This is a genomic window from Pseudomonas sp. HR96 (genome assembly GCF_034059295.1).
Taxonomy (GTDB): domain Bacteria; phylum Pseudomonadota; class Gammaproteobacteria; order Pseudomonadales; family Pseudomonadaceae; genus Aquipseudomonas.
This window is the reverse complement of the sequence record NZ_CP139141.1, coordinates 3,447,340-3,473,003: the sequence shown is the minus strand read 5'-3', so window position 1 is coordinate 3,473,003 and position 25,664 is coordinate 3,447,340. Positions and strand designations below refer to the sequence as shown.

20 protein-coding genes, 2 pseudogenes and 1 riboswitch are annotated in these 25,664 nt (G+C 64.5%); of the genes and pseudogenes, 12 read left to right on the top strand and 10 right to left on the bottom strand.

Annotation, left to right across the window (positions count from 1 at the left end):
• Window positions 1-1,534: 1,534 nt before the first annotated feature.
• On the bottom strand, window positions 1,535-3,358 hold the full coding sequence (locus SFA35_RS15520) for a monovalent cation:proton antiporter-2 (CPA2) family protein (protein ID WP_320571430.1): 1,824 nt from the start codon (window positions 3,356-3,358) through the stop codon (window positions 1,535-1,537).
• A 320-nt stretch (window positions 3,359-3,678) separates the two neighbouring features.
• Between SFA35_RS15520 and SFA35_RS15515 the strand changes: the two genes are divergently transcribed.
• Together SFA35_RS15515 and SFA35_RS15510 are read left to right on the top strand one after the other, a co-directional pair.
• Window positions 3,679-4,314, top strand: a complete 636-nt coding sequence (locus SFA35_RS15515; RefSeq protein WP_320571429.1) for a cell wall hydrolase — start codon at window positions 3,679-3,681, stop codon at window positions 4,312-4,314.
• Window positions 4,315-4,459: 145 nt separating this feature from the next.
• A complete protein-coding gene (locus SFA35_RS15510; protein ID WP_320571428.1) occupies window positions 4,460-5,830 on the top strand; it encodes an MFS transporter in 1,371 nt (456 codons plus the stop codon).
• 48 nt (window positions 5,831-5,878) lie between these two features.
• On the opposite strand, the gene mntP is transcribed toward SFA35_RS15510, so the two are convergent.
• From mntP to SFA35_RS15495, 4 genes and pseudogenes are all read right to left on the bottom strand, one after another.
• Entirely contained in the window at window positions 5,879-6,442 is a 564-nt protein-coding gene (mntP, locus tag SFA35_RS15505; RefSeq protein ID WP_320571427.1) for a manganese efflux pump MntP, read from the bottom strand.
• Between the two features lie 5 nt (window positions 6,443-6,447).
• A riboswitch (yybP-ykoY riboswitch) is annotated at window positions 6,448-6,618 on the bottom strand.
• A 96-nt stretch (window positions 6,619-6,714) separates the two neighbouring features.
• Window positions 6,715-7,302 (bottom strand): annotated as a pseudogene (locus tag SFA35_RS26770) (methyl-accepting chemotaxis protein); the annotation flags it as partial.
• Window positions 7,303-7,620: 318 nt separating this feature from the next.
• Window positions 7,621-8,208 (bottom strand): annotated as a pseudogene (locus SFA35_RS26765) (cache domain-containing protein); the annotation flags it as partial.
• 403 nt (window positions 8,209-8,611) lie between these two features.
• Window positions 8,612-9,622 (bottom strand): alpha/beta fold hydrolase, encoded by a 1,011-nt coding sequence (locus tag SFA35_RS15495; protein WP_320571425.1) that lies wholly within the window; start codon window positions 9,620-9,622, stop codon window positions 8,612-8,614.
• 129 nt (window positions 9,623-9,751) lie between these two features.
• Between SFA35_RS15495 and SFA35_RS15490 the strand changes: the two genes are divergently transcribed.
• Entirely contained in the window at window positions 9,752-10,417 is a 666-nt protein-coding gene (locus SFA35_RS15490; RefSeq protein WP_320571424.1) for a TetR/AcrR family transcriptional regulator, read from the top strand.
• A 19-nt stretch (window positions 10,418-10,436) separates the two neighbouring features.
• Here SFA35_RS15490 and SFA35_RS15485 read toward each other — a convergent pair whose 3' ends face one another.
• Window positions 10,437-10,862, bottom strand: a complete 426-nt coding sequence (locus SFA35_RS15485; protein ID WP_320571423.1) for a hypothetical protein — start codon at window positions 10,860-10,862, stop codon at window positions 10,437-10,439.
• A gap of 29 nt (window positions 10,863-10,891) precedes the next feature.
• Entirely contained in the window at window positions 10,892-11,386 is a 495-nt protein-coding gene (locus SFA35_RS15480; protein ID WP_320571422.1) for a hypothetical protein, read from the bottom strand.
• 334 nt (window positions 11,387-11,720) lie between these two features.
• On the opposite strand from SFA35_RS15480, the gene SFA35_RS15475 reads away from it, so the two are divergent.
• Both SFA35_RS15475 and SFA35_RS15470 read left to right on the top strand, forming a co-directional pair.
• Window positions 11,721-12,629, top strand: coding sequence for an ABC transporter substrate-binding protein (locus tag SFA35_RS15475; protein WP_320571421.1), 909 nt, complete (start codon window positions 11,721-11,723; stop codon window positions 12,627-12,629).
• A gap of 1 nt (window position 12,630) precedes the next feature.
• On the top strand, window positions 12,631-14,331 hold the full coding sequence (locus SFA35_RS15470; protein WP_320571420.1) for an FAD-dependent oxidoreductase: 1,701 nt from the start codon (window positions 12,631-12,633) through the stop codon (window positions 14,329-14,331).
• 61 nt (window positions 14,332-14,392) lie between these two features.
• Here SFA35_RS15470 and SFA35_RS15465 read toward each other — a convergent pair whose 3' ends face one another.
• Window positions 14,393-15,187, bottom strand: a complete 795-nt coding sequence (locus tag SFA35_RS15465) for an SDR family oxidoreductase (RefSeq protein WP_320571419.1) — start codon at window positions 15,185-15,187, stop codon at window positions 14,393-14,395.
• A gap of 136 nt (window positions 15,188-15,323) precedes the next feature.
• On the opposite strand from SFA35_RS15465, the gene SFA35_RS15460 reads away from it, so the two are divergent.
• From SFA35_RS15460 to SFA35_RS15435, 6 genes are all read left to right on the top strand, one after another.
• On the top strand, window positions 15,324-16,115 hold the full coding sequence (locus tag SFA35_RS15460; RefSeq protein ID WP_320571418.1) for an amino acid ABC transporter ATP-binding protein: 792 nt from the start codon (window positions 15,324-15,326) through the stop codon (window positions 16,113-16,115).
• Window positions 16,116-16,246: 131 nt separating this feature from the next.
• Window positions 16,247-17,197: an amino acid ABC transporter permease gene (locus tag SFA35_RS15455; RefSeq protein WP_320571417.1), complete on the top strand. Its 951-nt coding sequence runs from the start codon at window positions 16,247-16,249 to the stop codon at window positions 17,195-17,197.
• Window positions 17,198-17,247: 50 nt separating this feature from the next.
• On the top strand, window positions 17,248-18,423 hold the full coding sequence (locus tag SFA35_RS15450; protein WP_320571416.1) for an aromatic ring-hydroxylating dioxygenase subunit alpha: 1,176 nt from the start codon (window positions 17,248-17,250) through the stop codon (window positions 18,421-18,423).
• A gap of 33 nt (window positions 18,424-18,456) precedes the next feature.
• The gene (locus SFA35_RS15445) at window positions 18,457-19,437 is read left to right on the top strand and encodes an aldo/keto reductase (RefSeq protein WP_320571415.1); all 981 of its coding nucleotides are present in this window, start codon (window positions 18,457-18,459) and stop codon (window positions 19,435-19,437) included.
• Between the two features lie 49 nt (window positions 19,438-19,486).
• Window positions 19,487-20,848 carry a type III glutamate--ammonia ligase gene (gene glnT / locus SFA35_RS15440; protein ID WP_320571414.1) on the top strand — a complete coding sequence of 454 codons (1,362 nt, stop codon included), beginning with the start codon at window positions 19,487-19,489 and terminating at the stop codon, window positions 20,846-20,848.
• Between the two features lie 130 nt (window positions 20,849-20,978).
• The gene (locus SFA35_RS15435; protein WP_320571413.1) at window positions 20,979-22,016 is read left to right on the top strand and encodes an NADP(H)-dependent aldo-keto reductase; all 1,038 of its coding nucleotides are present in this window, start codon (window positions 20,979-20,981) and stop codon (window positions 22,014-22,016) included.
• Between the two features lie 86 nt (window positions 22,017-22,102).
• Here SFA35_RS15435 and SFA35_RS15430 read toward each other — a convergent pair whose 3' ends face one another.
• Window positions 22,103-22,411 carry an RcnB family protein gene (locus SFA35_RS15430; RefSeq protein ID WP_320571412.1) on the bottom strand — a complete coding sequence of 103 codons (309 nt, stop codon included), beginning with the start codon at window positions 22,409-22,411 and terminating at the stop codon, window positions 22,103-22,105.
• Between the two features lie 208 nt (window positions 22,412-22,619).
• On the opposite strand from SFA35_RS15430, the gene SFA35_RS15425 reads away from it, so the two are divergent.
• Complete coding sequence (locus tag SFA35_RS15425) at window positions 22,620-24,590, top strand: PAS domain S-box protein (protein WP_320571411.1); 1,971 nt, start codon at window positions 22,620-22,622, stop codon at window positions 24,588-24,590.
• Window positions 24,591-24,676: 86 nt separating this feature from the next.
• Here SFA35_RS15425 and SFA35_RS15420 read toward each other — a convergent pair whose 3' ends face one another.
• Window positions 24,677-25,609, bottom strand: coding sequence for a polyprenyl synthetase family protein (locus SFA35_RS15420; RefSeq protein WP_320571410.1), 933 nt, complete (start codon window positions 25,607-25,609; stop codon window positions 24,677-24,679).
• Between the last annotated feature and the right edge of the window lie 55 nt (window positions 25,610-25,664).

Genomic DNA, 25,664 nt, shown 5'->3' with positions numbered 1-25,664 from the left:
TTGGCCCGGACGTGATATTTGAAATGCCTTTCGTTGAATTTACGAAAACTTGAGAGTCGAAGTTCATGATTTCATAATTGTGCATTTTGATTTGCATGGCCTATCTCCAAACCTGCCTTTTATAGGATAGGTCTATGGGGGATTAGTCGTCCGTTGAGCTTATGGCATTACCGCCACAACCGCTCCCACATCCGCCGCAACCGCCGGAGCCACCTTTATAACTGCCACCGCCGCCTGACCCACCACTTGCGCCGCCACCACCGGACCCGCCTGACCCACCGCTAAAGCCGATGCTCGCATCACTGTCCTGCAAGCTTGAGAACGCAATCATCATTTCGCCAAATTCGCTTTCCATTGAATTATTCCTTGTGTGATTGGATACCTTCGTTTCGAAGGTGTTTCTTTTTACATATGTAGTGTTTCAAAAGGGAAATAGTATTTTTTGATTGCGGCGGGATGATTGGTAGTTTGTAGGAAGGTTCTGTAATATCAGTCTTTATTTCAAGTAGGAAACTTCCTACCGGTGTTATTATTTTAGTTGTCGAGATGTTCGATTGGCAGTTATCACCTCGTTTGGATGCGAGTTTGGAGGATTCATCGGTGAATTGGAGCGCTTGCGCGTGAGTCGCTATTTATCGAATAACATCGACTTTTTATAGGCACGTGGGGCGTTCCGAGCTGGCGTAGGAGCCGGCGCAGCTGGCGAGGGCAGCACCTCGGTGTCCGGGTGGATCATCTGCTGGTATCGCGGTCCATGGGCAATCAAGCCTGGGGTTCGGTATTGGTTCGCTCGCCAGCTGCGCCGGCTCCTACGCCACCGGTGGGGTGTTCGGGGTCGGTGTAGGAGCCGGCGCAGCTGGCGACGGGATCACCTCGGTTAGCGGCTGGATCATCTGCTGGTATTGCGGCTCATGGCCAATCAAACCTGGGGTTCGGTGTTGCTTCGCTCGCCAGCTGCGCCGGCTCCTACGCCACCGGTGGGGTGTTCGGGGTCGGTGTAGGAGCCGGCGCAGCTGGCGAGGGCATCACCTCGGTTAGCGGGTGGATCATCTGCTGGTATCGCGGCTCATGGCCAATCAAACCTGGGGTTCGGTGTAGCTTCGCTCGCCAGCTTCGCCGGCTCCTACGCCACCGGTGGGGCGTTCGGGGTCGTTGTAGGAGCCGGCGCAGCTGGCGACGGGATCACCTCGGTTAGCGGGTGGATCGTCTGCTGGTATCGCGGCCCATGGCCAATCAAACCTGGGGTTGGGTGTTGCTTCGCTCGCCAGCTGCGCCGGCTCCTACGCCAGCTGTGGGGTGTTCGGGGTCGGTGTAGGAGCCGGCGCAGCTGGCGAGGGCATCACCTCGGTTAGCGGGTGGATCGTCTGCTGGTATTGCGGCTCATGGCCAATCAAGCCTGGGGTTGGGTGTTGGTTCGCTCGCCAGCTTCGCCGGCTCCTACGCCAACTGTGGGGCATTCCGGGGTCGGTGTAGGAGCCGGCGCAGCTGGCGAGGGCATCACCTCGGTGTGCCGATTAGCTCGCAATCCCAAGGATCAGCCGACCGACTTGCCTTTGGCCGCCTTCTGCTCTTCCTTGCTGTCGGACTCGAACAGGCGGGCCAGTTCGGCTCGCGCTTCCTGGGCGGTCTGCAGCACCTTGGCCTCGTCGTCGTAGACCAGATGCTGGGCCGCCAGCACCTGTTCGTCGTGGGTCTTGAAACGGCGCACGCGCGCCTCGGCCTGGGCATTGGAGAGGCCCAGGCCCACCAGGGTGCGCCGGCTCATTTCCAGGCTCGAATAATAGGTCTCGCGCACCGCCTGCGCGCCGACGTCCACCAGCCGATGGACGTGCTGGCGGTTGCGCGCCCGGGCGATGATCTTCAAATGCGGGTAGAGACGGCTGACCAGCTCGGCGGTCTTGATGTTGGTGTCCGGGTCGTCGGTGGCGATGACGAAATACTCCGCCTCGCCGACCTTGGCCGCGCTGAGGATTTCGGGGCGCAGCGGGTCGCCGTAGAACACCGGCAGGTCACCGAAGCTGCGAGTCAGTTCGATGGACTCCACCGAGGTGTCCAGGGCGACGAAAGGAATGCCCTGGGCGCGCAGGATCCGCGCGACGATCTGGCCCATGCGGCCCATGCCGGCGATTACCACCCGCGGCCCGTCGCTCTCGATGGCGCGCAGGTGCTCGGGCACTTGCTGCACGGGCTTGGGCCGTGAACGTACCCAGCGCGCGCAGGCCAGCAACAGCAGCGGCGTGACGGCCATGGACAGGGTGATGGTCAGCAGCAGGGTGTCGTACAGGCGCGCGTCGAACAGGCCCTGGTCGCGACCGATCTTGAACACCACGAAGGCGAACTCGCCGCCGGCTGCCAGCACCACGCCCAGGCGTATTGCGCTCAACCGGTCGAGGCCCCCGGCCAGTCTGCCGATGATCATCAGCAAGGGCAGCTTGATCGCCACCAGCAGCAGCATCAGGCCGAGCACCGCAGCCGGTGATTCGAACAGCAGCGAAAGGTTGGCGCCCATGCCCACGCTGATGAAGAACAAGCCCAGCAGCAGGCCCTTGAATGGCTCGATCTGCGATTCCAGTTCGTGCCGGTATTCCGAGTCGGCCAGCAGCAGGCCGGCGAGGAAGGCGCCCAGGGCCATGGACACGCCCGCCAGGTCCATCAGCCAGGCCGTGCCGATCACCACCAGCAGGGCGGTGGCCGTGGAAACCTCCGGCAGGCCGCTGCGCGCGACGATGCGAAACACTGGGCGCAGCAGGTAGCGGCCGCCGACCACCACCACGGCAATGCTGCCCAGAACCTTGAGGCCATGGTCGAGCGCATCCCCCGAGCCGGCGGCGGTGCCCCCGGCCAGCAGTGGCACCAGGGCAATCAGCGGGATGGCGGCGATGTCCTGGAACAACAGGATGGCGAACGCCAGGCGCCCGTGCGGGGCGTTCAACTGCTTGCGCTCGGCCAGGCTCTGCAGGCCGAAGGCGGTGGACGACAGCGCCAGGCCCAGGCCCAGCACCACTGCGCTGGGCAGCGGCTGGCCGAAGCCGAGCAGGGCGATCGCACCGATCACCAGGCCGGTCAGCAGCACCTGCGCCAGGCCCACGCCAAACACTGACTTGCGCATCACCCAGAGGCGCTTGGGCGACAGTTCCAGGCCGATGATGAACAGCAGCAACACCACCCCCAGCTCGGAAATATGCGCGACGCTTTGCGGATTGCCGATCAGGCCGAGCACCTGGGGGCCGATCAGCACGCCGGCAAAAAGGTAGCCGAGCACCGAGCCCAGTTGCAGGCGTTTGGCCAGGGGCACGGTCAATACCGCAGCAAACAGAAACACCACGGCGGCTTGCAGCAGATTTCCTTGTTCAGGCATGGAACAGTCCTTGAGGGGAGAACAGGGCAAAAACGCCATTGTACGGTTTTATCCGTGATCACTGCTGGCCGCTAGCCTCCATGTGCTAATAATCGAACACTATTTGACCAGGGTCATCCGCCCGCCGCAGACGCTAGGCGCGGCGGGCTTGTGCTCAGGTTATCCACAGCCCCCTCCACAGTAAAAGTGAACAAGTTGCTGAAAGCATGGGGTTTTCCGGGACGACCGAAAATATCCTCGGCGCTGCGGCGAATGATTCCATTTGGCCATGGTCGATTCATCAATCCGCTTTCGGCGGGCTTCCAATAACAGGTGAAACCATGCGGGCATCAGCAATCGTGTTGTGTGTGTTTGCAGTTCTTTCCAGCAGCGCCGTGGCAGTCGCCGGCGAAGACTCAGGCGCTGCTGGCAATCCCGCCGCCGCTGCAAAAGCAGTCGACAAAGCCCAGGTGCTCGAACAGAAGGTGGCTGCCAAGGAGGAGGTCAAGCCGGCGCCCAAGTCCGAGGCGATCACGCCGGCCGAGGTGCAGGCGGTGGACCCGGCGGGCAAGGAGTCGGTCAGCGACGCCATCACCTGCCTGTCGCGCACCATCTACTGGGAGGCCAAGGGCGGCGGCCCGGCGGACATGGAGGCGGTGGCCGACGTGGTGATCAATCGCCTGGGCCACGACGGTTTCGCCGACACCGTGTGCGGGGTGGTCAAGCAGGGCTCGGAGAAAAAGAACTGCCAGTTTTCCTGGTGGTGTGATGGCCGCGCGGACCAGGTCCAGGAAGAGGATCGCTACACCGTCGCCAAGGAAGTCGCGCGTAAAGCCCTCAACCAGCAGCTCAAGGATCGGACCGGCGGCGCGCTGTTCTTTCATGACCGGCATGTCGCGCTGGACGGCTGGGGCAAGGACTACCTGAAGACCGCTGAAACCGACAAGTTCATCTTCTACAAGCCCAGGACAAAATAACGACCATTGGCGCCTTTGGTCGAATTGACACACTCAGAAACGCCTCATACGATGACTGACAAATCCACCGCCCTGCTGTCGGTGGGTTGGACCCGGCAGATCCCGGGAATCGCTGGATAATAAAAACAACAAAGGAAGCCGCAGCATGACAGTCGACATCGGACCTGCGCCTAACGGCCAGGCAGCGCCTCGCGCCGCCACTGCAAGCATCGCCACACCCGTTGCAACGCCTCGCACCCTCACCAGCCGCTACCGTTGGACCATCTGTGCCTTGCTGTTCGTCGCCATCGGTATCAACTACATCGACCGGCAGATGATCGGGATCCTCAAGCCCACCTTGACCGCCGAGCTCAAGTGGACGGAAACCGACTACGCCAGCGTGGTGTTCTGGTTCCAGTGTGCCTATGCCATCGGCTTCCTCACCTTTGGCCGCATCATCGACAAGGTCGGCGTGCGCATCGGCTACGCGCTGGCCTTCACCCTGTGGACCATCGCCAGCATTTGCCATGGTTTGGTCAACGGTGTCACGCAGTTCGCGATGGCGCGCTTTGCCTTGGGCTTCGGTGAGTCGGGCAGCTTTCCGGCCAGCCTCAAGGCTGTGTCCGAGTGGTTCCCGCAGAAGGAGCGGGCGCAGGCCACCGGCATCTTCAACGCCGGCACCGCGTTCGGTCCCATCGTCACGCCCCTGCTGGTGCCGGCCATCACCCTGGCCTGGGGCTGGCGCGCGGCGTTCATTTCCATCGGCATCGTCACCGCCCTGTGGCTGGTGGCCTGGCTGCTGGTGTACCGCAGCCCGCAGGACCACCCCAAGGTCAGCGCCGCCGAGCTGGACTACATCCGCTCCGATACCGATCCCTCGTTGCCCGTGGACGCCACGCCGGCCAAGTTCTCCTGGTTCAAGCTGCTGACCTTCCGTGAAACCTGGGCCTATGCCGCCGGCAAGTTTCTCACCGACCCGATCTGGTGGCTGTACCTGTTCTGGCTGCCGGACTTCCTCGGCAAGACCTACGGCCTGGACCTGAAGTCGTTCGGTCCACCGTTGATCGCCGTGTACGTGCTGGCTGACGTCGGCTCGGTGCTGGGTGGCTGGGGGTCGTCCAAACAGATGAAGCGCGGCCGCAGCGCCAACCTGTCGCGCAAGACCACCATGCTGCTGTGCGCCCTGGCGGTGACCCCGATCGTCACCGCGCAGTTCGTCTCCAGCCTATGGCTGGTGGTGGGCATCATCGGCCTGGCGGCCGCTGCGCACCAGGCCTGGTCGGCCAACCTGATGACCTTGCCCTCGGACCTCTTCCCGAAACAGGCGGTGGCCTCGGTCATCGGCATCGGCGGTACCGCAGGGGCCATCGGCGGCATGCTGATGACCACCTACAACGGCTACATCCTCCAGGTGTTCAAGTCCTACCAGCCGATCTTCATCGTCGCCGGCAGCGCCTACCTGGTGGCGATCCTGGTCATCCACCTGCTGACCCCGCGCCTCAAGCCGGTCGCGGCCGAGCGTCTGCTCGACGTGTGATGGCGAACGCGCCAGCCCGGTTGCGCAATGCGCCGGGCGGGCGTTGATTCACGCCGACAAATGCTCGTAAAGAATCGTCGCACCCACCAGCATCAGCACCACGCCGCCGAGGATTTCGGCGCGCTTGCCCACCACCGTTCCCAGCACCCGTCCGAGCATTACCCCCAGGGTGACCATGGTCATGGTCGCCAGGCCGATGGCGGCCGCCGCGATCAGAATGTTGACGTCGACGAAGGCCAGGCCGACGCCCACGGCCAGGGCATCGATGCTGGTGGCAAAGGCGGTGACCGCCAGCATCAGGAAGGAGTGACGGGAGGGCTTTTCCTCCTCGGCTTCATCGGCCTTGAGGCCGTTGTAGATCATGTGCAGGCCCAGCACCAGCAACAGGGTGAAGGCGATCCAGTGGTCCCAGTTGGCCACCCAGCGCGTCGCGGCCTGGCCGATCAGCCAGCCGATGAGGGGGGTAATGGCTTCGATCACGCCGAAGATCAGCCCGGTGCGCAGCGCTTCGCTCAGACGCGGTTTGTGCAGGCTCGAGCCTTTGCCGATGGCGGCGGCGAAGGCATCGGTGGACATGGCCAGGGCCAGGAGTACGAGGGAGATCGGGTTCACGCGCAGCTTCCAGTCGGGCAATGAGACAACGACACGGCCACGCGCCCGACTAGAGGCGTGGAAGTGTCGTCGGTCTCACCCACTCATGGAGTGCTCGCACCACGGCTGCTGCCGAGAATGTTGATGCGAACTCGGCCCCTGAGGCGGGCCGCGGGTTACTCCCCAACGAAGGAGGGGATCTTAGCGGTGAAAAGGTGAAAAGTCCGTAAAAAGATTTCCCTTTCATGCTCGCGGTGTGGCCCTGAGCCTTGCGCGACCTGAGCCGGCAAAGCTTACAACCTGAACTGGCGCAGCAACCCACTCAACTCGCCACTCAACTGCTTCAGCCCCAGGCTCGCCGCGCTGGACTGCTCGGCGGCCTGGGCGGTGTGGTGGGAGAGGCCGGCAGCGACGGTGACGTTCTGGTTGATGTCCTCGACCACATGGGATTGTTGCAAGGTCGCGCTGGCGATCGAAGCGTTGAGCCCGCTGAGATTGATCAGCGCCTGACTGATCGAGGTCAGGCTCTGCCCGGCCTGGTTGGCCTGTTCGATGGTCAGGCGCGAGGCACGGCTGCTTTCGCCGATGACCTTGACCGCTGAATCGGAGTGCGTCTGCAGGCGCTGGACCATGGCGTGGATTTCGGCGGTGGACTTCTGCGTGCGCTGGGCCAGCAGGCGCACCTCGTCGGCCACCACGGCGAAGCCGCGACCCTGCTCGCCGGCGCGCGCGGCCTCGATGGCGGCGTTGAGCGCCAGCAGGTTGGTCTGTTCGGCAATCGAGCTGATCACCTCCAGCACCGTGCCGATCTGCGTGCTTTCGCCGGCCAGGGTGCGGATCACCTGCACCGCATCGTCGATGGTCGCCGACAGCGAGTCGATCTGCTTCAGAGAACTGTCGATGTTGCGCTGGCCCTGTTCGGCCTGGGCCTGGGCGTCGCGCATCTCGCTGGCGGCATGCTCGGCGTTGCGTGCCACGTCCTGCACCCCGTGGGTCACCTGGTTGACCGCCGTGGCCACCAGCTCCATTTGCTGTGCCTGCTGTTCGCTGCGCTGCTGGGCCTGTTCGGCATTGCTGCCCAGTTCGCCCGAGGACTGGTTGAGCGCCGTGGCGCAGGCCTGCAGCTCGCTGACCACGCGGTGCAGCTTGGCCGTGAAGGTATTGAAGTGCCCTGCCAGCAGGGTGATCTCATCGTTGCCCTGCACCTCCAGGGTACGGGTCAGGTCGCTTTCACCACTGGCGATGTTGGCCATGGCCGCTACGGTGGCGCGCAATGGGCGCACAATGCTGCGCGAAATCAGCAGCACCAGCACCGCCATGACCAGCACGATGCCCAGGCCGACCAGCGAGGCATGCCAGATCTGCTGCATGAAGTCGGCCTGCATGTCGTCGACGTACACGCCCGAGCCGAGCACCCAGCCCCAGGGCGCGAACAACTGCACGTAGGACGTCTTCTCTACCGGTTCGCTGGCACCGGGCTTGGGCCAGCGGTAGTCCACCGTGCCGCCGCCCTTGGCCTGGGCCAGTCTGGCCATTTCACTGAACAGGGCGAAGCCGTCCGGGTCGCGGACGCCGGACAGGTCCTGGCCTTCGAGCTTGGCGTTGGTAGGGTGCATGATCATGACCGGGCGCAGGTCGTTGATCCAGAAGTAGTCGGTCTGGTCATAGCGCAGGCCGCGGATCACCGTCAGCGCCTGCTTCTGCGCGGCCTCGCGGGTCAAGGTGCCGGCACTTTCCAGGCCGTGGTAATACTCCAGCACGCCACTGGCGGCCTGGACCACGTGCATGGTCCGCTCCACACGGCCACGGAACAGATCGTCATGGATCTGCTTGAGCATGACCAGGCCGAGGCTGAATAGCATGGCCATGGCCACTATCAGAATCAGCCACAGCCGTTGCCCGATCGACATGCTTCGCAAACTGCCCATGTTGCCACCTGAATGTTCTTGGAATAGTCCAAGGATATCGGCAACACGGGGATGGACTTAAGCCCTATTGTCCGCGGCTTTCCTTGTGAATCAGGTACATCACGTAACCGAATGATCCCAGTGTTGCGGCGATGATGACCAGCATGATGACGCCATCCATTTCACACCTCCAATTGAGCGGCAGGGTTGTCGCTGTGATGGGGTGAAGGATGCGCGCCGGGACCGATTCATAACAGATTCAGATGAAACTTAAAAAACCATATCAGATGCCGGCGAGCAGCTCGCCCAGCACGCGGTCGATGCTCGCCGTCTCGACAGCGAAGCGGCCCGGTGCGCCTGCGCAATGACCGTACGGCGAGTTCAGCGGCAGGCACTGGGCATTGCCCAGCGAGCGCCATTCCAAGCGTGCTTCCGCTTCGGTGAAGTAGCTGTCTGTACTGCCTGGCATGACTGCACAACGGGCGCGAATGGCGCCGAGCGCTGCGCCAAGGTCACCGCCGTGGGCCAACTGGCTGGGGTCTGCCTGATGCCAGCTGTCGAGCACGCACAGCAGGTCGTTGGCGTCATGGCGCATGTGGTCTTGCTCCCAGTCGAGCAACAGCTGCTCGAGGCTGTCGAAGCCCAGGTCGCGGTACAGTTGTTCGCGAAAGAACTGCGCTGAGTAGGCCCAGCCGGCGTAGGCGCGGCCGAATGCGCGCAGTCCTGCTTCGGGCGGGCTGCGGTAGCGCCCGGCGCTGTAGTTCTGATCGGCCTGCAGCGCGGCACGCACGCCCTCGAGAAACACCTGGTTGAGCGGCCAGCAACGCGCGGTGCCGCACACCGCCAGCAACGCCCGCACATCGTCGGCATAGCGAATCGCCCAGTTGAACGCCTGCATGGCGCCCATCGACCAGCCGCCGACCAGCGCCAGCGAGCGCACCCCCAGCACCTCCCAGAGCAGACGCCGCTGGGCCTGGATGTTGTCCTCCAGACTGACCCGGGGGAAGTCGGCGCCACCTTGGGTAGCCGAGTTGCTTGGCGAAGTGGAGTAGCCATTGCCGAACAGGTTGACCGTGACGATGAACCAGCGCGCCGGGTCCAGCGGGCGACCAGCACCGATCCAGCCGCTGTAGGAACGGTGGTTGCCGGTGTAGTAGCTGGGCAGCAGTACCACGTTGTCGCCGGCCACATTGAGTTGGCCGAAGGTCTGGTAGGCGAGCCTGGCATCCGTCAGGATCCGCCCTGATTGCAGGGGCAGGTCACCGAGAGCGGCAATCTGGTAATCGCTGGGCATGGCATGCTCCTTTGCGGGTCTTGGCGCTGCGCTGCGTTGCGCATGGACGAATAACCGGCGTCAGCTGATAATGCGCAGCCGCGCGGTATCTGGATTTTCCAACATCGGTCATCGACATCAGGGTTCAACATGGCAGCGAAGAGTAGTCTGGCGAAAAAGGACAAGAACCCCGCCGAGGAGATCGACATGGCTGCCGTGCGCGACAAGCGCCAACAGTCCGATGTCGCCAAGGCCCTGCAGTCGGCCGCGCTGGACCTGTTCGCCGAGCACAACTATTCCACCGTCACCATCAAGGACATAGCCAAGGCCACGCAGATGAACTCGGCCTTGATCTATTACTACTTCGGCAGCAAGGAAGAGCTGTTTCTCGGCGTGGTCGAGTCGACGGTGGAAGATGCCTTCCGCCAGTTCAACTCGATCAAGTCCGATGCGGTCGAGCCGCAGTCGATCATCTTCCTCTGGTTGCAGATCCACATCCTGCAGTTCGCCTTGCTGCAGAAGCTGGCCAAGATGAGTCTCGACTACGCCAGCTCCCACGGCCGCACGGTGCGTATCGACAAGGCGATCCGCAAGTTCTACGACAAGGAGTCCCAGGTGCTGCGCAAGGCCATCAAGGACGGCATCGCCAGCGGCGTGTTCCGCGAAGTCGACCCGGCCGACATGGCCATGTTCATCTCCACCTACCTGGACGGCGTGCTGTTTCGCTCGATGATGTTTCCCAAGTTCAACTTCAAGAACGCCATCGTGGTGATGCGCCAGCTGGTGCTGGAGCATCTGGCCGTGCGCCCGGCCTGATCTCGCGTCGCCTGCAACCTCAGTCGGCGATCGCCAACTCCACCAGCGCACCCTGTTCGAACCAGGTCTCCATCCCGGTTACCTTGAGCTGCAGGGCGCCTTCCACCACCTCGCCGATGTAAGAGATCGGCAACGGCTCGGCCGATACGTCGTCGCCATAGACGATGCACAGTTGCTGGCGCGGGCTGTAGAAGCACACGGCGCCGGCGGCGTGGCCGGTTTTCTCGATGCGTTCCTTGCCGACGTCCTGGGTCAGGTAGCGGTTTTCCCACGGGGCAACGATCGGCAGGGTGAAGAACACCAGATCGCCGAGCAGTTTGCCGTGCTGCAGGGAGCTCTGCAGCGGCAGTTTTTCACGAAAGATCTGCGCCAGGTTCGGCACTTTGTCTTCCCAGATTTCGATCAGGCAGATGGATTGACCTTCGACTTTCAGACTCAAGAGCATGACGGGGTTCCTGTATTGAAGTGGGCTGATCAGGCGATGGCGGTCTTGGTCTTGGTCTTCGGCTTGCGGAAGCCGTCGCCAACACCCCATGGGAATACGTGGTCGACCCACATGTGCAGGCGGTTGGCCCACGACAGCGCGGCGCCGGTCAGGCGTTCCAGTTCATCGAGGGTGGTGGTGGCATCGGCCACGGCCACGTACTGATGCACCGTGGCGGCTGCGCCCGGCAGGCCGACGAAATCGAAGAAGTCGGCCTTGTAGCCGATGATCTGGCGAATCACCATTTTCAGTGTGGCGAGGTCGGCGCCCGGCTGGCGGCAGACTTCGATCAGGCCCCAGAACATTTCGTCGGCGAGGGTGCGGGCTTCGCCCTCGGCGAACATCAAGGTGCTCAGGTATTGCCCGCGTGCGCCAGTGCCGCGAGGGATTTCACCACGGCCGATGGCCGCCACTTCATCCGGCATGGTGCGCCAGATGGCTTCGCGCTCGCGTTCGAGCAGTTCGATCATTTCGTCGGTGGTCATGGTGTGCAGCCCTCGAGGGAGTGGATGGGGGTGCCAAAGAGCCTATGCCCGGTGTCGATCGGTTGCAAGAATAATTAATCGCCTAATTAACTTGCACGCTATTGGGCTGTTTTCGGGTGATTGTGCGCCCGCTTGGTGCGCCGGCGGGACCCCCGTGCAAGCGCGGTTCTGCCGATGAAAGGTCAAGCCGATCAATACCCTGAAGATTAATCGCTCAGTTAATTTTCCATGGCATGCTTGTTGCTCCGAGGTGTTTGGGAAGCGCTTTTCGGCACAGGATAGCTGGCTTGGCTGCGCGCACCAGACGTGCGCATCGACCCCGAGGTAGACCTTGATGAAAGTGTTCGCTTTAAGCTTGCCGCTGCTGTCGTTCTGCTGTGTCATGGGTGCGGCCCACGCCGCCAGTGAAGTCAAGATCCCTACCGAAAGCATGGACCCGACCTTGCACGCCATGCTGCCGGAGGCGGTGCGCAAGGCGGGCGTGATCAACCTGGTCACCGACGCGCATTACCCACCATGCGAATCCTTTGCCGCCGACAACAAGACCATGGTCGGCTACGAGCCCGACCTGTGGAACGCCATGGGCGAGAAGCTCGGGGTCAAGGTCAAGGCCACTTCGATCGCCTTCGACGGCCTGATTCCAGGGGTGCAGAGCGGGCGCTACGACGTTGCCATGGAGTGCATCTCCGACTCGCTGGAGCGCGAGAAACAGGTCTCCTTCGTCGATTTCTCCTACGCCACCAACGCGCTGTATACCCTCAAGAGCAACACCAAGGTCAGTGAGGACCCGCTATCGCTGTGCGGCCTGCACGCCGCCGTGCAATCGGGCACCGATTTCGCCAGCACCATCACCGAACTGTTCTCCCCGCACTGCGTGAATGCCGGCAAGCCGGCCATCGAGTTGTCGCAGTACCCCTCGGCCGACGCCGTGCTGCTGGCGCTGTACTCCGGGCGCGTGGATTTCGTGGTCAACGATGCCGCCGCCGCAAAAGACATGGAGAAGTCGGCGCCCAAGCCGATTCGCGTGGTGACTTCCAGCCTGATGCCGAAGTTCTACCTGGGCATCGTGGTGAAAAAGGACGACCCGGCCATGGCCAACGCCATGCTCGCGGCGCTCAAGGCGGTCTACGCCAGCGGCAACTACGAGAAGATCATGGACAAGTGGGACCTGGCGCCCCTCAAGCTGCCAGAGCCGGGCATCAACCTGACATCCAGCAACCCGATCCAGAACCCCAAGCCCTGAGATGCCCACCTGGCTGGCGGACAACCCGCCCGCAGCCACGGGGCCGGCGCCTACCATGGCCGACCGTGAGTTGCATTGCGACATGGTGGTGGTCGGCTCCGGCTCGGCAGCCCTGAGCGCGGCGCTGACCGCTGCCGCCGGTGGATTGCGCGTGCTGGTGCTGGAAAAGAGCGCCTGGCTCGGCGGCACCAGCGCCATGTCCGGCGGCGCCACCTGGGCGCCGGCCAATCTTCATGCAGCTGCTGCCGGCATTGCCGACAGCAGCGAGGAGGCGCTGGACTATCTGCGAGCCAGCGCGCCGCCGGGCTGGCAATCTGCCGAAGAGCCGTTGTGGCGGGCATTCAGCGCCGCTGCAGGGGCCATGATCGAATGCCTCGAGGGCCATTCACCGGTGCGCTTCGAACTCACCGACGAGCCCGACCCCCTGGCGCAGTACCCCGGTGCCAAGGCGCGTGGACGCATGCTCGCACCGCGCTCGCTGACCCGCCGCCAGCTGCGCCGTGCCGGTATTGGTGCATTGGGCCGCTGGCTGCGGCCCTCGCCGTTGCCGCAGTACTACAGCTACCACGAAATCATCGGCCTGGATGTCTACCACCATCCCCTGGCCAGCGCCTGGCGCCTGGCGCCACGCTTGCTGTGGCGCTGGTTGAGCGGCACGCGCAGCAAGGGTGCGGCGTTGATCGCCGGGCTCCTGGCGGGCTGTCGACGCCTGGGCTGTCAGTTCGAGCGCCACGCGCGCGCCACGCACCTGCTGCTCGATGAACAGGGCAGGGTGGGCGGGCTGTGGGCGCTGCAGCACGGGCAGGTGCTCAAGGTGCTGGCGCCGCGTGGGGTGATCCTTGCCAGCGGCGGTTTCGAGTGGGATGCCGCGCGCCTGGCCGAGCATTTTCCCGGCCCGGTGGACTTCATCGCCAGCCCGCGCAGCAACGAAGGCGACGGCCAGCGCATGGCCGAGCAGGCCGGCGCGCAACTGGCGCACATGGACCAGGCCAACATCAACCCGGCCATGCCCTGGCGCTACCAGGGCCAGGCGCATTGCCTGGCGGTGTTCTTTCACTACGAACCGAACGCGATCATCGTCAACCGCCACGGCCAGCGTTTCGTCAACGAGTTCACTTTCAACCTCGGCGAGGCGCTGGACCAGCGCGAGAGTCCAGGTGGCGCATCGGCGCAGTTGCCGGCCTGGGTGATTTCCGACCGCAGCCTGCTCAAGCGCTCGCCGATGCTGCGCTGGTTCCATCGCTTCGATTCCCGCTGGCTGGTGCGCGCGCCGACGCTGGCCGCCCTGGCCGAGAAGATCGGCTTGCCCGCCGCGCAACTCGAGGCCACGGTGGCGCGTTTCAATGGCTTCTGCGAACGCGGCGTCGACGAGGATTTCGCCCGTGCCGGGGGCGCCCATGGCCTGGCCCGAAGCGACAAGCGCATTCATGCAGGGTTGGCGCCGATCAGCCAGGGGCCGTTCGTCGCGCTGCCGTTCAACCGCACGTTCCTGGCCACCAAAGGTGGCCCGCGCACCGACGAACACGGCCGCGTGCTGCGCACTGATGGCAGCGTGCTGGAGGGCCTGTATTGCTGTGGCGTCGCCATGGCCAACCCGATCGGCACTCGCGCAGTGGGCGCGGGCACCACGCTGGGGCCGAACATGACATGGGGGTATATCTGTGCGCGCGATGTGTTGCGCCGGGGCGAGGCTTGGCGCTGAAGGCGAAACCGGCCTGACGGCCGCTCGGCGGCGGCCAGGCAGGTTCGCTGCGCGGCCTGGCTTACCCCGCCAGATACCAGGTATTCACTCCACCGCCATCGACGATGAGCATCTGCCCGGTGACATAGCTGGCGTCGTCGCTGCCGAGGAAGGCCACGGCCCTGGCCACTTCCAGTGGTTGCCCGGCGCGTTTGAGCGGCAGCCGCGAGACTTCTTCGGCCAGCGCCGGCTCACGAGCCTGCCAGCCGCTGTCGGCCTCGCGGATCGGTCCCGGGCTGACGCCGTTGACGCGGATGCCCAGTGGCGCCCACTCCAGCGACATCTGCACGGTGAGGCTGACCACGGCCGCCTTGCTCGGGCCGTAGGCCCCGGCACCGGGGTAGGACCGATGCGCGGAAGCACCGGCGATGTTGACGATGGCACCCATATTGCGTGCAGCCATCTGCCGAGCCACAGCAACGCTGAGCAGGAAGCAGGATTTCAGGTTGCCGGCGACCACCGTGTCCCAGTCGCCTTCGGTCAGTGACAACAGCGGCCCCGGCGCGCCATGGCCGGCATTGTTGACCAGCAGGGAGATCGGGCCCATGGCGCCTTCGACCTGCTGGACCAACCCGGCCACCGCTTGCGCGTCGGTCAGTTCGGCGCAGAACACCTCGGCGCGGCGGCCCAGCGCCTGCACCTCGGCAGCGGTGGCGAGGGCAGCGGCGCGGTCGCTGCGCACCACGATGGCAATGTCGGCACCGCCGGCCGCCAGCTGCAGGGAAATGGCCCGGCCAATGCCTTTGGCGCCGCCGGTGACCAGGGCGACGCGCCCGTTGGCGAGAGAGACATCGGTTAATGCGGTATCAGGTTTCATCAAGGCTTCCTGTTGACGCCGAACGGTTCGGCGGTAGTGGGAATGGAACTCGCCATCACGGCATTGCAAGTTCGACGCCAGCCGCTGCGCCCCCTGCGGCGCTGGCAGACGATCCATGAACCGGGAGACATGCGCCATGCACGAACATTTCACTGCACCCGCCGCCGACGTGCCGGCGGTCACCGCACGCCAGGTACTCAAGAGTTTCAAGGGCCAGGAGGTCTTGCGCGGCGTCGACATGACGGTGGAGCAGGGCGAGGTGGCCTGCCTGATCGGCCCCTCGGGCTCCGGCAAGTCGACCTTCCTGCGCTGCGTCAACCATCTGGAAAAGATCGACGGCGGCGCGCTCTACGTCGATGGCGAGATGGTCGGCTACCGCCGGGTCGGCAATCGCCTGCACGAACTCAAGGACGCCGAAGTGTCGGCGCGCCGCGCGCGGATCGGTATGGTGTTCCAGCGCTTCAATCTGTTCGGCCACATGACCGCCCTGCAGAACGTCGCCGAGGCCCCCATGCAGGTCAAGGGCGAGAGCCGCGAGCAGGCGCATCAGCGCGCCCATGACCTGCTGGTACGGGTGGGCCTCGGCCATCGGCTCGACGCCTACCCCAGCCAGCTTTCCGGCGGCCAGCAGCAACGCGTGGCGATCGCCCGCGCGCTGGCCATGAAACCGCGCTTGATGCTGTTCGACGAGCCCACCAGCGCACTTGACCCGGAACTGGTCGGCGAAGTGCTCGACGTGATGCGCGACCTGGCTGGGGAGGGCATGACCATGCTCGTCGTCACCCACGAAATGCACTTTGCCCGCGAGGTAGCGAGCAAGGTGGCGTTCATGGACCAGGGCGTGATCGTCGAATGCGCGAGCCCCGCGCAGCTCTTCGAGCAGCCTCGACACCCGCGTACCCGGGAGTTTCTGTCCAAGGTCTTCTGACCGCGAGTGGCCATCCGTACCGATTTAATCCTTGCCTTAATTAATCGGTTGATTAATATGAGTGGCAGGTAGGCGACACGCCCCCTGGTGCTTGTTCGAATTCGCGCTGCATGTTCTCCCGAGAATCGGCCATGACTCACTTGCAACCCGTTGATCGATCCACTCAGCCGCCAGTCCCTGAATCAACGGCTTTGCCGGCAGGCTCGGCAGCGGCTGCTGCCACTGCGGCGAGCTGGAACGAGCGCTTTCCCGAAGACCACCTGGTGGTCGTGCCGCAACGCCATCCCGGCCGCTGGGCCGTCGCCGCCGTGCTGATCGTGCTCGCCGTGCTGTTCCTGCGCCTGGTGGTCACCAACGAAAATTTCGGCTGGCCTACCGTCAGCCACTATCTATTCGATGCCACCATCCTCAGCGGCGTCTGGATGACCGTCTGGCTGACCATCGTCACCATGCTCCTCGGCGTGGTCCTGGGGGTGCTGCTGGCGGTGATGCGCTTGTCGCGCAACCCGCTGATCACTGGCGCCAGCGCCAGCTTCATCTGGTTCTTCCGCGGCACGCCGGTGCTGGTACAGCTGATCTTCTGGTACAACCTGGCGATCCTGTTTCCGCAGGTCAGCCTGTCCATCCCGTTCGGCCCGACCCTGTTCCAGGCCTCCACCAACGACCTGATCACACCCTACGTGGCGGCGATTCTCGGCCTGGGCCTGAACGAAGCGGCGTATATGGCCGAGATCGTCCGCGCCGGCATCGCCTCGGTCGACGACGGCCAGCAGGAAGCTGCCCGTGCCCTGGGCATGCGCGAGCGCCGGGTGACCGCGCGCATCGTCCTGCCCCAGGCCATGCCGTTCATCATTCCGCCGACCGGCAACGAGACCATCGGCATGCTCAAGATGACCTCGCTGGTCAGCGTGATCTCGCTGTCGGACCTGCTCTATTCCGCGCAGACCATCTATTCGCGAACGTTCGAGACCATCCCGCTGCTGATGGTCGCCTGCACCTGGTACCTGCTCGCCACCAGTGTGCTCAGCCTGTTGCAGCGGCGCATCGAGCGGCACTTCAACAAAAGCCGCCGCACGCCCTGAGCCACCGCTTGCATTGCCACCTGCCCGCCACTCATCGAGGAGCCGCCGCAATGACCGAATTGATCAGCCTCAAAGACCTCACTGCGCCCGTCGCTGGCGTCGAGCACCTGCTCGATGCCCTGCGCGCGGACCGCGGCAAGCCCGCCAGCCAGTCGCGCACCCTGCCGCCGGAGACCTACCACAGCCCAGCGTTCTACCAACTGGAACTGCACAAGGTGTTCCGCGCCGACTGGCTGTGCATCGGCCACGCCGCGCAACTGGCCAATGTCGGCGACTACTTCTCCATCGACATCGTCAAGGAGCCACTGCTGGCGGTCAGGGCCGGCGACGGCATCCGGGTCATGTCGCGCGTGTGCCTGCATCGCTGGCTGCCGATCGTCGAAGGCGCTGGCAACGCGCGCGGCTTCGCCTGCCCATTTCACAAGTGGAGCTACGGCCTGGACGGGCAGATGCTCGGCGCGCCGAGCATGGAACAGGCCGAGGATTTCGACCCCAGCCAGTGGCAGCTGCCGCAGGTGCGCTGCGAGATCGTCGAAGGCTTGATCTTTATCACGCTCAGCGCCAGCGTCGACTCCATCGGCGAGCGCTTGAGCGACCTGGTGCCGTTGCTGCGCAAGCACAGTTTCGCCAAGCTGAAGGTCGCCTACACCACGGATTACCCGTGCGATTTCAACTGGAAAATCGCCGCCGAAACCTTCATGGAGTGCTATCACCACCCGGCCGTGCACCGCAAAAGCCTGGAAACCAGCTTTCCCGGGCGCCTCAGCTACATAGGCGCCGGCGGCAAAGGCTGGAGCATCTGCCATCAGCCGTTGCGGGCCAAGGGCGAGCTCAGCGAAATCCTCACGCCGGGCCTGGAAACCTTCGCCGGCGTGCAGGGCGACGACCAGCGCGAGATCAAGCTGGTGCAGATCTTCCCCAACTGCCTGCTGGGCCTGGACCCGGACCGGGTCAGCGTCACCAGCCTGCTGCCGCTCGATGCCGAGAACACCGACTGGCACCGAGTGGTGCTGGTCGACCCGCGCGCGGCGGCCCGCGCCGACTTCGCCGACACCGTGACGCGCATGCAGACGCGCGGCACGGCGATCGCCGCCGAGGACCTCGAAGTCAACGCCGTCCAGCAACGCGCGACCCATTCCACCCTGGCCCGCCCAGGCCGCTTGAGCCATCTCGAACGCACCGTCTGGGACCTCGCCAATTACCTGCGCGAGCGCGTGCTGGGCTGACTGCCGCGCGCCGCCAACAAGAGGAGTTCGATCATGCAATACACCCGTCTGGGCCGCTCCGGCCTGCAAGTCTCGCGCCTGTGCCTGGGCTGCATGACCTACGCGCCGCCCGAGCGCAGCGGCTACAGCTGGACCTTTACCGAGGAGCAGAGTCGCCCGTTCATTCGCCAGGCGCTGGAGCTGGGCATCAACTTCTTCGACACCGCCAACGCCTACGCCAAGGGTGCCAGCGAGGAGGTGCTGGGCCGGGCCTTGAAGGATTTCGCCCGACGCGACGAGGTGGTCATCACCAGCAAGGTCTACAACACCATGCGCCCCGGCCCCAATGGCGGTGGCCTGTCGCGCAAGGTGATCATGCACGAGATCGACCAGAGCCTGACGCGCCTGGGCACCGACTATATCGACCTGTACGAGATTCATCGCTGGGACTACGACACGCCGCTGGAAGAGACCCTTGAGGCCCTGCACGACCTGGTGAAGGTGGGCAAGGTGCGCTACCTGGGCGCCTCGTCGATGTTCGCCTGGCAGCTGTGCAAGGCCCTGCACGTGGCCGATGCCAACGGCTGGACGCGCTTCATTGCCATGCAGAACCACCTCAATTTGCTATACCGCGAGGAAGAGCGCGAGATGCTCGGCCTGTGCGTCGCCGAGGGCGTCGCCGTGACGCCCTGGAGCCCTCTGGCACGCGGCCGCCTGACCCGCCCGGTGGACGCCGGGAGCGAGCGCAGCGGCAACGATCCCTATGCACGCACCTTGTATGCCGCCACCGAGCAGGCCGATCGGCAGGTGATCCAGGCGGTGACGCAAGTGGCGGGCCAGCGCGGTATCCCCCAGGCGCAGGTGGCCATGGCCTGGCTGCTGCAAAAGCAGCCAGTGGCCTCGCCGGTGTTGGGAGCGACCCGCGTCGAACACCTGCAGGACGCTGCCGCGGCCCTGGAGTTGACCCTCACGCCCGAAGAAATCCAGCAGCTCGAAGCGCCTTATATCCCGCATGCCGTGGTCGGTTTCAGCTGACTCCAGCCCCCCTTACTCCAGCCCCCCTTACCTGCAAGAGCGAATCCTCATGAAAAGCGCCCAAGAAGTGGCTGACCTGGAAAAAACCCTGCGCGAAAAAGGCGTGGAATATTGCATTGGCGCCTATGTGGACATCCACGGCGTGCCCAAGGGCAAGGTGGTGCCGGTTGGGCACCTCAAGCAGATGGCCAAGGGCTCGGAGCGCTACACCGGCTATGCCCTCGACGGCCTCGGCCAGGATCCCCACGAGGACGAGATCACCTCGGTGCCGGACCTGGACGCCATCATCCAGCTGCCCTGGGAACCGAAAATCGCCTGGATGCCCGCCGACAACGCCTTCAAGGGCCAGCCTTATCCGCTGAGCACGCGCGTGGCCCTGAAGAACGTGCTGGCTCAGGCCGCCGACATGGGCTTTGGCATGAATCTGGGCATCGAGTGCGAGATTTATCTGCTGCGCCGCGAGGCCGACGGCAGCCTTGTGGTGCCGGACCCCGAGAACAAATTGCTCAAGCCGTGCTACGACGTGCAGGGCTTCGTTAACCAGTTCGCCTGGCTGGACAAGGTCTCCAGCACCATCAACCAGCTCGGCTGGGACCTCTACTCGCTGGATCACGAAGACGGCAACTCGCAGTACGAGTTCGACTTCAACTACAGCGACGCACTGACCATGTGCGACCGCTTCGTGTTCTTCCGCTTCATGGCCAAGCACTACGCCAGCGAACAAGGCCTGATCGCAACCATGATGCCCAAGCCGTTCGCCGACAAGACCGGCACCGGCGCACACTTCAACATGTCGCTGTACGACCTGGAAACCGGGGCCAACGTGTTCGAGTGCGACCCCAAGGACGACCCGCGCGGGCTGGGCCTGACCGAAACCGGCTACCATTTCATCGGCGGTATCCTCAAGCACGGCCGGGCGCTGTGCGCGGCCTTCGCGCCGACCGTCAACAGCTACAAGCGGCTGGTGCGCCAAGGCGCGGGCGGCAATTTCTCCTGGGCGCCAGTGTTCAATTCCTACGGCTCGAACAACCGCACCAACTCGGTCCGCGTGCCGTCGGGGGGCGGGCGCTGCGAATCGCGCAACGCCGACGGCGCGGTCAACCCTTACCTGGCCGCCGCCCTGGCACTGGCCGCAGGCCTTGAAGGGGTGCGCCTGAAGATCGACCCGCGCGAGCCCAACGAAGACAACCTCTACGCCATGAGCGAGGCCGAGCGCGCCGACCGTGGCATCGAGTTCCTGCCGCAGAACCTGCCCGAGGCGATCAAGGCCTTCGCCGATGACCCGCTGGTGGAGAAGACCCTGGGCAAGGGCCTGCGCGACGAATTCATTCGCTACAAGACCAGGGAATGGGAAACCTATCACCGCACCATCAGCGCCTGGGAGATCGAGCAGTACAGCACGATCTTCTAAGGCAATGGCCGCTGCGCCATTTTGCTAAGCAAGCTAATGGTCTTAGATCGAAAAGGAATTGGCGCTCGGCCCAGTCTGTTGCCTACAGTTCGCGATTCATATTTGATGATTCATTTTGACGGAGCAGGCAATGGAGTTTCGTAAACTGGGCAAGACCGACCTCAAGGTCAGCGCCATTGCCCTGGGCACCATGACCTGGGGCGAGCAGAACACCCAGGCCGAGGCCTTCGAACAGATTCGTGCGGCCAAGGCGGCCGGGGTCAACTTCCTCGACACCGCCGAGATGTACCCGGTGCCGCCGCGTGGCGAGACCTACACCAGGACCGAGCAGATCATCGGTGAGTACTTCAAGCAGCATGGCGATCGCGCCGACTGGGTGCTCGCCAGCAAGGTCGCCGGCCCCGGCCGCATGGAACACATCCGCGACGGCAATCCGCGCCTGGACCGCAAGAACATCACCGCCGCGCTCGAGGCCAGCCTCAAGCGCCTGAACACCGATTACCTGGACCTCTACCAGCTGCACTGGCCGGACCGCAAGACCAACTTCTTCGGCGAGCTGGGTTACCAGCATCACGCCGATGACGTCGCCACCGAGATCGGCGAAACCCTCGAAGTGCTCGACGAACTGGTCAAGGCCGGCAAGATCCGCCATTTCGGCCTGTCCAACGAAACCCCCTGGGGCACCTCGCGTTTCCTGCACCTGGCCGAGACCCAGGGCAAGGCCCGAGCGGTGTCGATCCAGAACCCCTACAACCTGCTCAACCGCACCTTCGAAATCGGCCTGGCGGAAATCGCCATCCGTGAACAGATCGGCCTGTTGGCCTATTCGCCGCTGGCCTTCGCTGTATTGACCGGCAAGTACTTGAACGGTGCGCGCCCTGAAGGTGGCCGCCTGACCCTGTTCGAGCGCTTCCAGCGCTACAACAATCCCGAGACCGACGCCGCCGCTGCGGCCTATGTTGCGTTGGCTCAGCAGCATGGCCTGGACCCGGCGCAGATGGCCCTGGCGTTCGTTACCAGCCGCCCCTTCGTCACCAGCAACATCATTGGCGCGACCAATCTGGAGCAGCTACACAGCAACCTGGGCAGCGCCGAACTGGTGTTGAGCGAAGAGGTGCTGGCAGGGATAGAGGCGATCCACGTCAAGCAGCCCAACCCGGCGCCTTGAGCCTGTGAAAACAACTCGGGGGCGCTGCCCCCTCCCACGGGCAGAGTGGGAGGGGGCAGCGCCCCCGGGCTTGATACCGCCGAGGTTTATTTGACCTTGGACTTCATCACCATGTCCTTGGCCGTGCCGTTGGGGATGTTGACCAGCACGTACTTGTCCTTGATCTCGACCCACTGCTCGTTCTCGCCGGGGGCGGCCAGGTGACGCTTCTGCCAGTCGCCCAGGGCCAGCTCCTTGCGCTTGTATTCGTCTGGCACCTTGTCGCCTTTCTTGATTTCATGCTGGCCAACGCCCGGGCGGTCGAGGGTGACGCTGGTGTCGTCGGCGAAGGCCGGCACGCTGGCCGCGCACAGGGCGGCGAGGGTCAAACTGGCGAAAAGCTTGCTTGCGGTCATGGCACACTCCTTGGTCTGTAAAGCCGGGCGGGCAATGCAAAAGCCGCCGGCGCTGTTCTACAGACACGCCGCAACGCCAATGTTTCCATCAGGCGCTGCGTGACGACCTTCAGCGCCCCGATTCGAACAACCTGGGAGTTTTATTGAACTTGCGCTGGCGGTGAAGTCTAGAAATCATTGCCTGTCGCCCAGCGACCCCGGAGGTTTCATGAGTTGCGATGCGCCGTTCGACCCTGCCAACCCGTTGGCAGCCATGACTGCCCTGGAGCGCCACGAGTTGGTATTCCAGCACACGGCCGACTACGCCGTGGTGGTGCTCGACCTGCACGGCACCATCCTCGACTGGAACCCCGGCGCCGAGCGGGTGCTGGGCTGGAGCGCGGGCGAAGCGATCGGCCAGTACAGCGACCTGTTCTTTACCCCACAAGATAAGGCCGAAGGCCGGGCCGGGGTGGAAATGCAGATCGCCGCCCGCGACGGCATGGCCATCGACGAGCGCTGGCATTGCAAGCGCGACGCCAGTCTGTTCTGGGCCCTGGGCGAGTTGGTGGTTCTGCGTCGCGACGGCGAGCCCGTGGGCTACGTCAAGATCCTGCGCGACCGCACCGACGAGCGCGTGGTTGCCGAGCGCCTGCGCTTGCTGCAGGCCTCGCTGGCGGTGTCCCACGAGCAGCTGCAGCTGGAGATCGCCCAGCGCACCCTGGAGCGCGACCGCCTGTGGCGCCTGACCCACGACCTGATGACCGTCAGCAATGTCGACGGCTTGATTCTCAACGCCAACGACGCCTGTAGCCAGGCGCTTGGCTGGAGCAGCGACGAACTTGTAGGGGCCAACATCCTCAGCTTGATCCATGCCCAGGACGCACCCGCCGCCAGCGCCGAGATGGACCGCCTGAGGCAGGGTCTGGACACCACTCAGATCGAACTGCGCATGGCCCACAAGGATGGCAGCCATCGCCTGATCTCCTGGTCGGCAGTGTCGGCCAGCGACCAGGTGTACGCCGTGGGCCGCGACATTACCGAGCTGCGACACACCGAGGACCAGCTGCGCCAGTCGCAGAAAATGGAAGCCGTGGGTCAACTGACCGGCGGCATAGCCCACGACTTCAACAACCTGCTGACCGGCATCATCGGGAGCCTGGACCTGATGCAGCGCCGCTACGAGTCGGGGCGCACCGACAAGCTGGAGCGCTACATGAGCGCCGCCACCACCTCGGCGCAGCGGGCTGCGGCCCTGACTCAGCGTCTGCTGGCGTTCTCGCGGCGCCAGACCATGGACCTGCAACCTACCGACCTCAACGGCCTGATTGCCTCGCTCGAAGACCTGCTGCGGCGCACTTTGGCCGAGAACATCACCCTGGACACCCGCCTGGGCAGCGGCCTGGGCCAGGCCTTGACCGACGCCAACCAGTTGGAAAGCGCGCTGCTCAACCTGGTGATCAACGCCCGCGACGCCATGCCGTTCGGCGGCGTCATGAGCCTGGAGACCTCGGCGGTGACCATCACCGAGACCGACCGACGCAGCGCCGGCGAGCTGGCTCCCGGGCATTATCTGCGCGTCTGCGTGGTCGACAGCGGCACCGGCATGACGCCCGAAGTGCGAGCGCGCGCGTTCGAGCCTTTCTTCACCACCAAGCCCACGGGGCAGGGCACCGGGTTGGGCCTGTCGATGATCTACGGCTATGCCAAGCAGTCGCGCGGGCATGTGGAAATCTCCTCGCAGGTCGGCAAGGGCAGCCGCGTCTGCCTGTACCTGCCGCGCTACGAGGGCCAGCCCGAGGCGCCGCTGGTGGGCGTGCAGGCCGAGCCGCGCGCGGGCTCCGGGGAGGTGGTGCTGGTAGTGGAAGACGAACCGGTGGTGCGCAGCCTGGTGGTGGAAGTGTTGCTGGAGCTAGGCTACGTGGTGTTGCAGGCGCAGGATGCCCATGAGGCGATCCCGGTGCTGCAGGGGTCGGGACGCATTGACCTGCTGGTCTCGGACGTCGGCCTGCCCGGGCTGGACGGGCGCCAGCTGGCCCTGATCGCCCGCCAGCATCGACCGCACCTGCCCGTGCTGTTCGCGACCGGCCACGCCCAGGGCACCGGCGCCCACGACAACCTGCTGCCGGGCATGCAAGTGATCAACAAGCCCTTCACCATTGACATGCTGGCGCAGAGGATTCGCGAGATATTGCCTTGAGGGGCGATAGGTTCAATATGGCCACCACCGGCCGCCCGGGCGGCCGATGGTCGCCATATTGAACATTTCGCCATGCACACGCCCCCTCAAACCTCCCCACCGACCACCCGCCGAAAAATCCCCGCCACGTAGCAACGGATCTCCTGCTCTTCTCCGAACACCTGGCGCAGGTAATGCTCGGCGCGCTGCAGATGCGCGTGCAGGCGCTCGCGCACGTGGGCTTCGCCCAGCAGGGCGACGAGGGTCGACTTGCCCTGGTCCTTGCCTTGGTCCTTGGCGTTGTCGGCACAGTTGTCCTGCAGGTCGTCATAGAGTTGGAAGGCCTGGCCCAGCTCCAGGGCAAAGCCCTGCAGGGCGCAGCTGGTGACTTCGTCGGCGCCGCCGAGCAGGGCGGCCATCTGCAAGGTGGCGCCGAACAGCACGCCGGTCTTCAAATCGTTGGTCACGGTGATTTCATCGGCCGAGCGCGGCCGCGCGCCTTCGCGCAGGTCTTCGAATTGGCCGCGGACCAAACCCTGCATGCCCACGGCGTTGGCCAGGGTGAGCACCACCTGGGTACGGACCTCGGGTGCCAGCCCCGGAGTGCTGGCGACTACGCCGAACGCGCGACTGAGCAGCGCCACTGCCGACAGGATGGCGACGTCCTCGCCATAGCGGATGTGCGTCGTCGGCTGGCCGCGGCGCAGCTGGGCGTTGTCCATGCACGGCATGTCGTCGAGCACCAGCGAGGCGGCATGCACCATCTCGATCGCGCAGCCCAGCTCCAGCGCCTGCTCGGCCGGGCAACCCAGACCGCGGGCTGCCAGCACAAGCAGCATAGGGCGCATGCGTTTGCCGGGGGCCAGGGTGCTGTCGCGCATGGCCCGCGCCACCAGATCACGTTCGTTGCCCACCGCAGGCAACAGCTGGCCCAGACGGTTTTCGATTTCATCGCGAACCCGTGTCAGGTCCGCCGGCTGACGCTCCCCAGCCTTGGGGCTGCTGCGCCTGTGCTTGCTCAGTTCCAGCTGTGTCGTCATGTGCTCCCCCGCAGTCATCAGTCCAGTCTTTTGCACGAGTTCAGGGAACGCCTGA

Bases quoted from the DNA above. Each gene is read 5' to 3' on its own strand.
- SFA35_RS15520 (WP_320571430.1), bottom strand. From the start codon at position 3,358: ATGCCTGAACAAGGAAATCTGCTGCAAGCCGCCGTGGTGTTTCTGTTT.
- SFA35_RS15515 (WP_320571429.1), top strand. From the start codon at position 3,679: ATGCGGGCATCAGCAATCGTGTTGTGTGTGTTTGCAGTTCTTTCCAGC.
- SFA35_RS15510 (WP_320571428.1), top strand. From the start codon at position 4,460: ATGACAGTCGACATCGGACCTGCGCCTAACGGCCAGGCAGCGCCTCGC.
- SFA35_RS15495 (WP_320571425.1), bottom strand. From the start codon at position 9,622: ATGCCCAGCGATTACCAGATTGCCGCTCTCGGTGACCTGCCCCTGCAA.
- SFA35_RS15490 (WP_320571424.1), top strand. From the start codon at position 9,752: ATGGCAGCGAAGAGTAGTCTGGCGAAAAAGGACAAGAACCCCGCCGAG.
- SFA35_RS15485 (WP_320571423.1), bottom strand. From the start codon at position 10,862: ATGCTCTTGAGTCTGAAAGTCGAAGGTCAATCCATCTGCCTGATCGAA.
- SFA35_RS15480 (WP_320571422.1), bottom strand. From the start codon at position 11,386: ATGACCACCGACGAAATGATCGAACTGCTCGAACGCGAGCGCGAAGCC.
- SFA35_RS15475 (WP_320571421.1), top strand. From the start codon at position 11,721: ATGAAAGTGTTCGCTTTAAGCTTGCCGCTGCTGTCGTTCTGCTGTGTC.
- SFA35_RS15470 (WP_320571420.1), top strand. From the start codon at position 12,631: ATGCCCACCTGGCTGGCGGACAACCCGCCCGCAGCCACGGGGCCGGCG.
- SFA35_RS15465 (WP_320571419.1), bottom strand. From the start codon at position 15,187: ATGAAACCTGATACCGCATTAACCGATGTCTCTCTCGCCAACGGGCGC.
- SFA35_RS15460 (WP_320571418.1), top strand. From the start codon at position 15,324: ATGCACGAACATTTCACTGCACCCGCCGCCGACGTGCCGGCGGTCACC.
- SFA35_RS15455 (WP_320571417.1), top strand. From the start codon at position 16,247: ATGACTCACTTGCAACCCGTTGATCGATCCACTCAGCCGCCAGTCCCT.
- SFA35_RS15450 (WP_320571416.1), top strand. From the start codon at position 17,248: ATGACCGAATTGATCAGCCTCAAAGACCTCACTGCGCCCGTCGCTGGC.
- SFA35_RS15445 (WP_320571415.1), top strand. From the start codon at position 18,457: ATGCAATACACCCGTCTGGGCCGCTCCGGCCTGCAAGTCTCGCGCCTG.
- glnT (WP_320571414.1), top strand. From the start codon at position 19,487: ATGAAAAGCGCCCAAGAAGTGGCTGACCTGGAAAAAACCCTGCGCGAA.
- SFA35_RS15435 (WP_320571413.1), top strand. From the start codon at position 20,979: ATGGAGTTTCGTAAACTGGGCAAGACCGACCTCAAGGTCAGCGCCATT.
- SFA35_RS15430 (WP_320571412.1), bottom strand. From the start codon at position 22,411: ATGACCGCAAGCAAGCTTTTCGCCAGTTTGACCCTCGCCGCCCTGTGC.
- SFA35_RS15425 (WP_320571411.1), top strand. From the start codon at position 22,620: ATGAGTTGCGATGCGCCGTTCGACCCTGCCAACCCGTTGGCAGCCATG.
- SFA35_RS15420 (WP_320571410.1), bottom strand. From the start codon at position 25,609: ATGACGACACAGCTGGAACTGAGCAAGCACAGGCGCAGCAGCCCCAAG.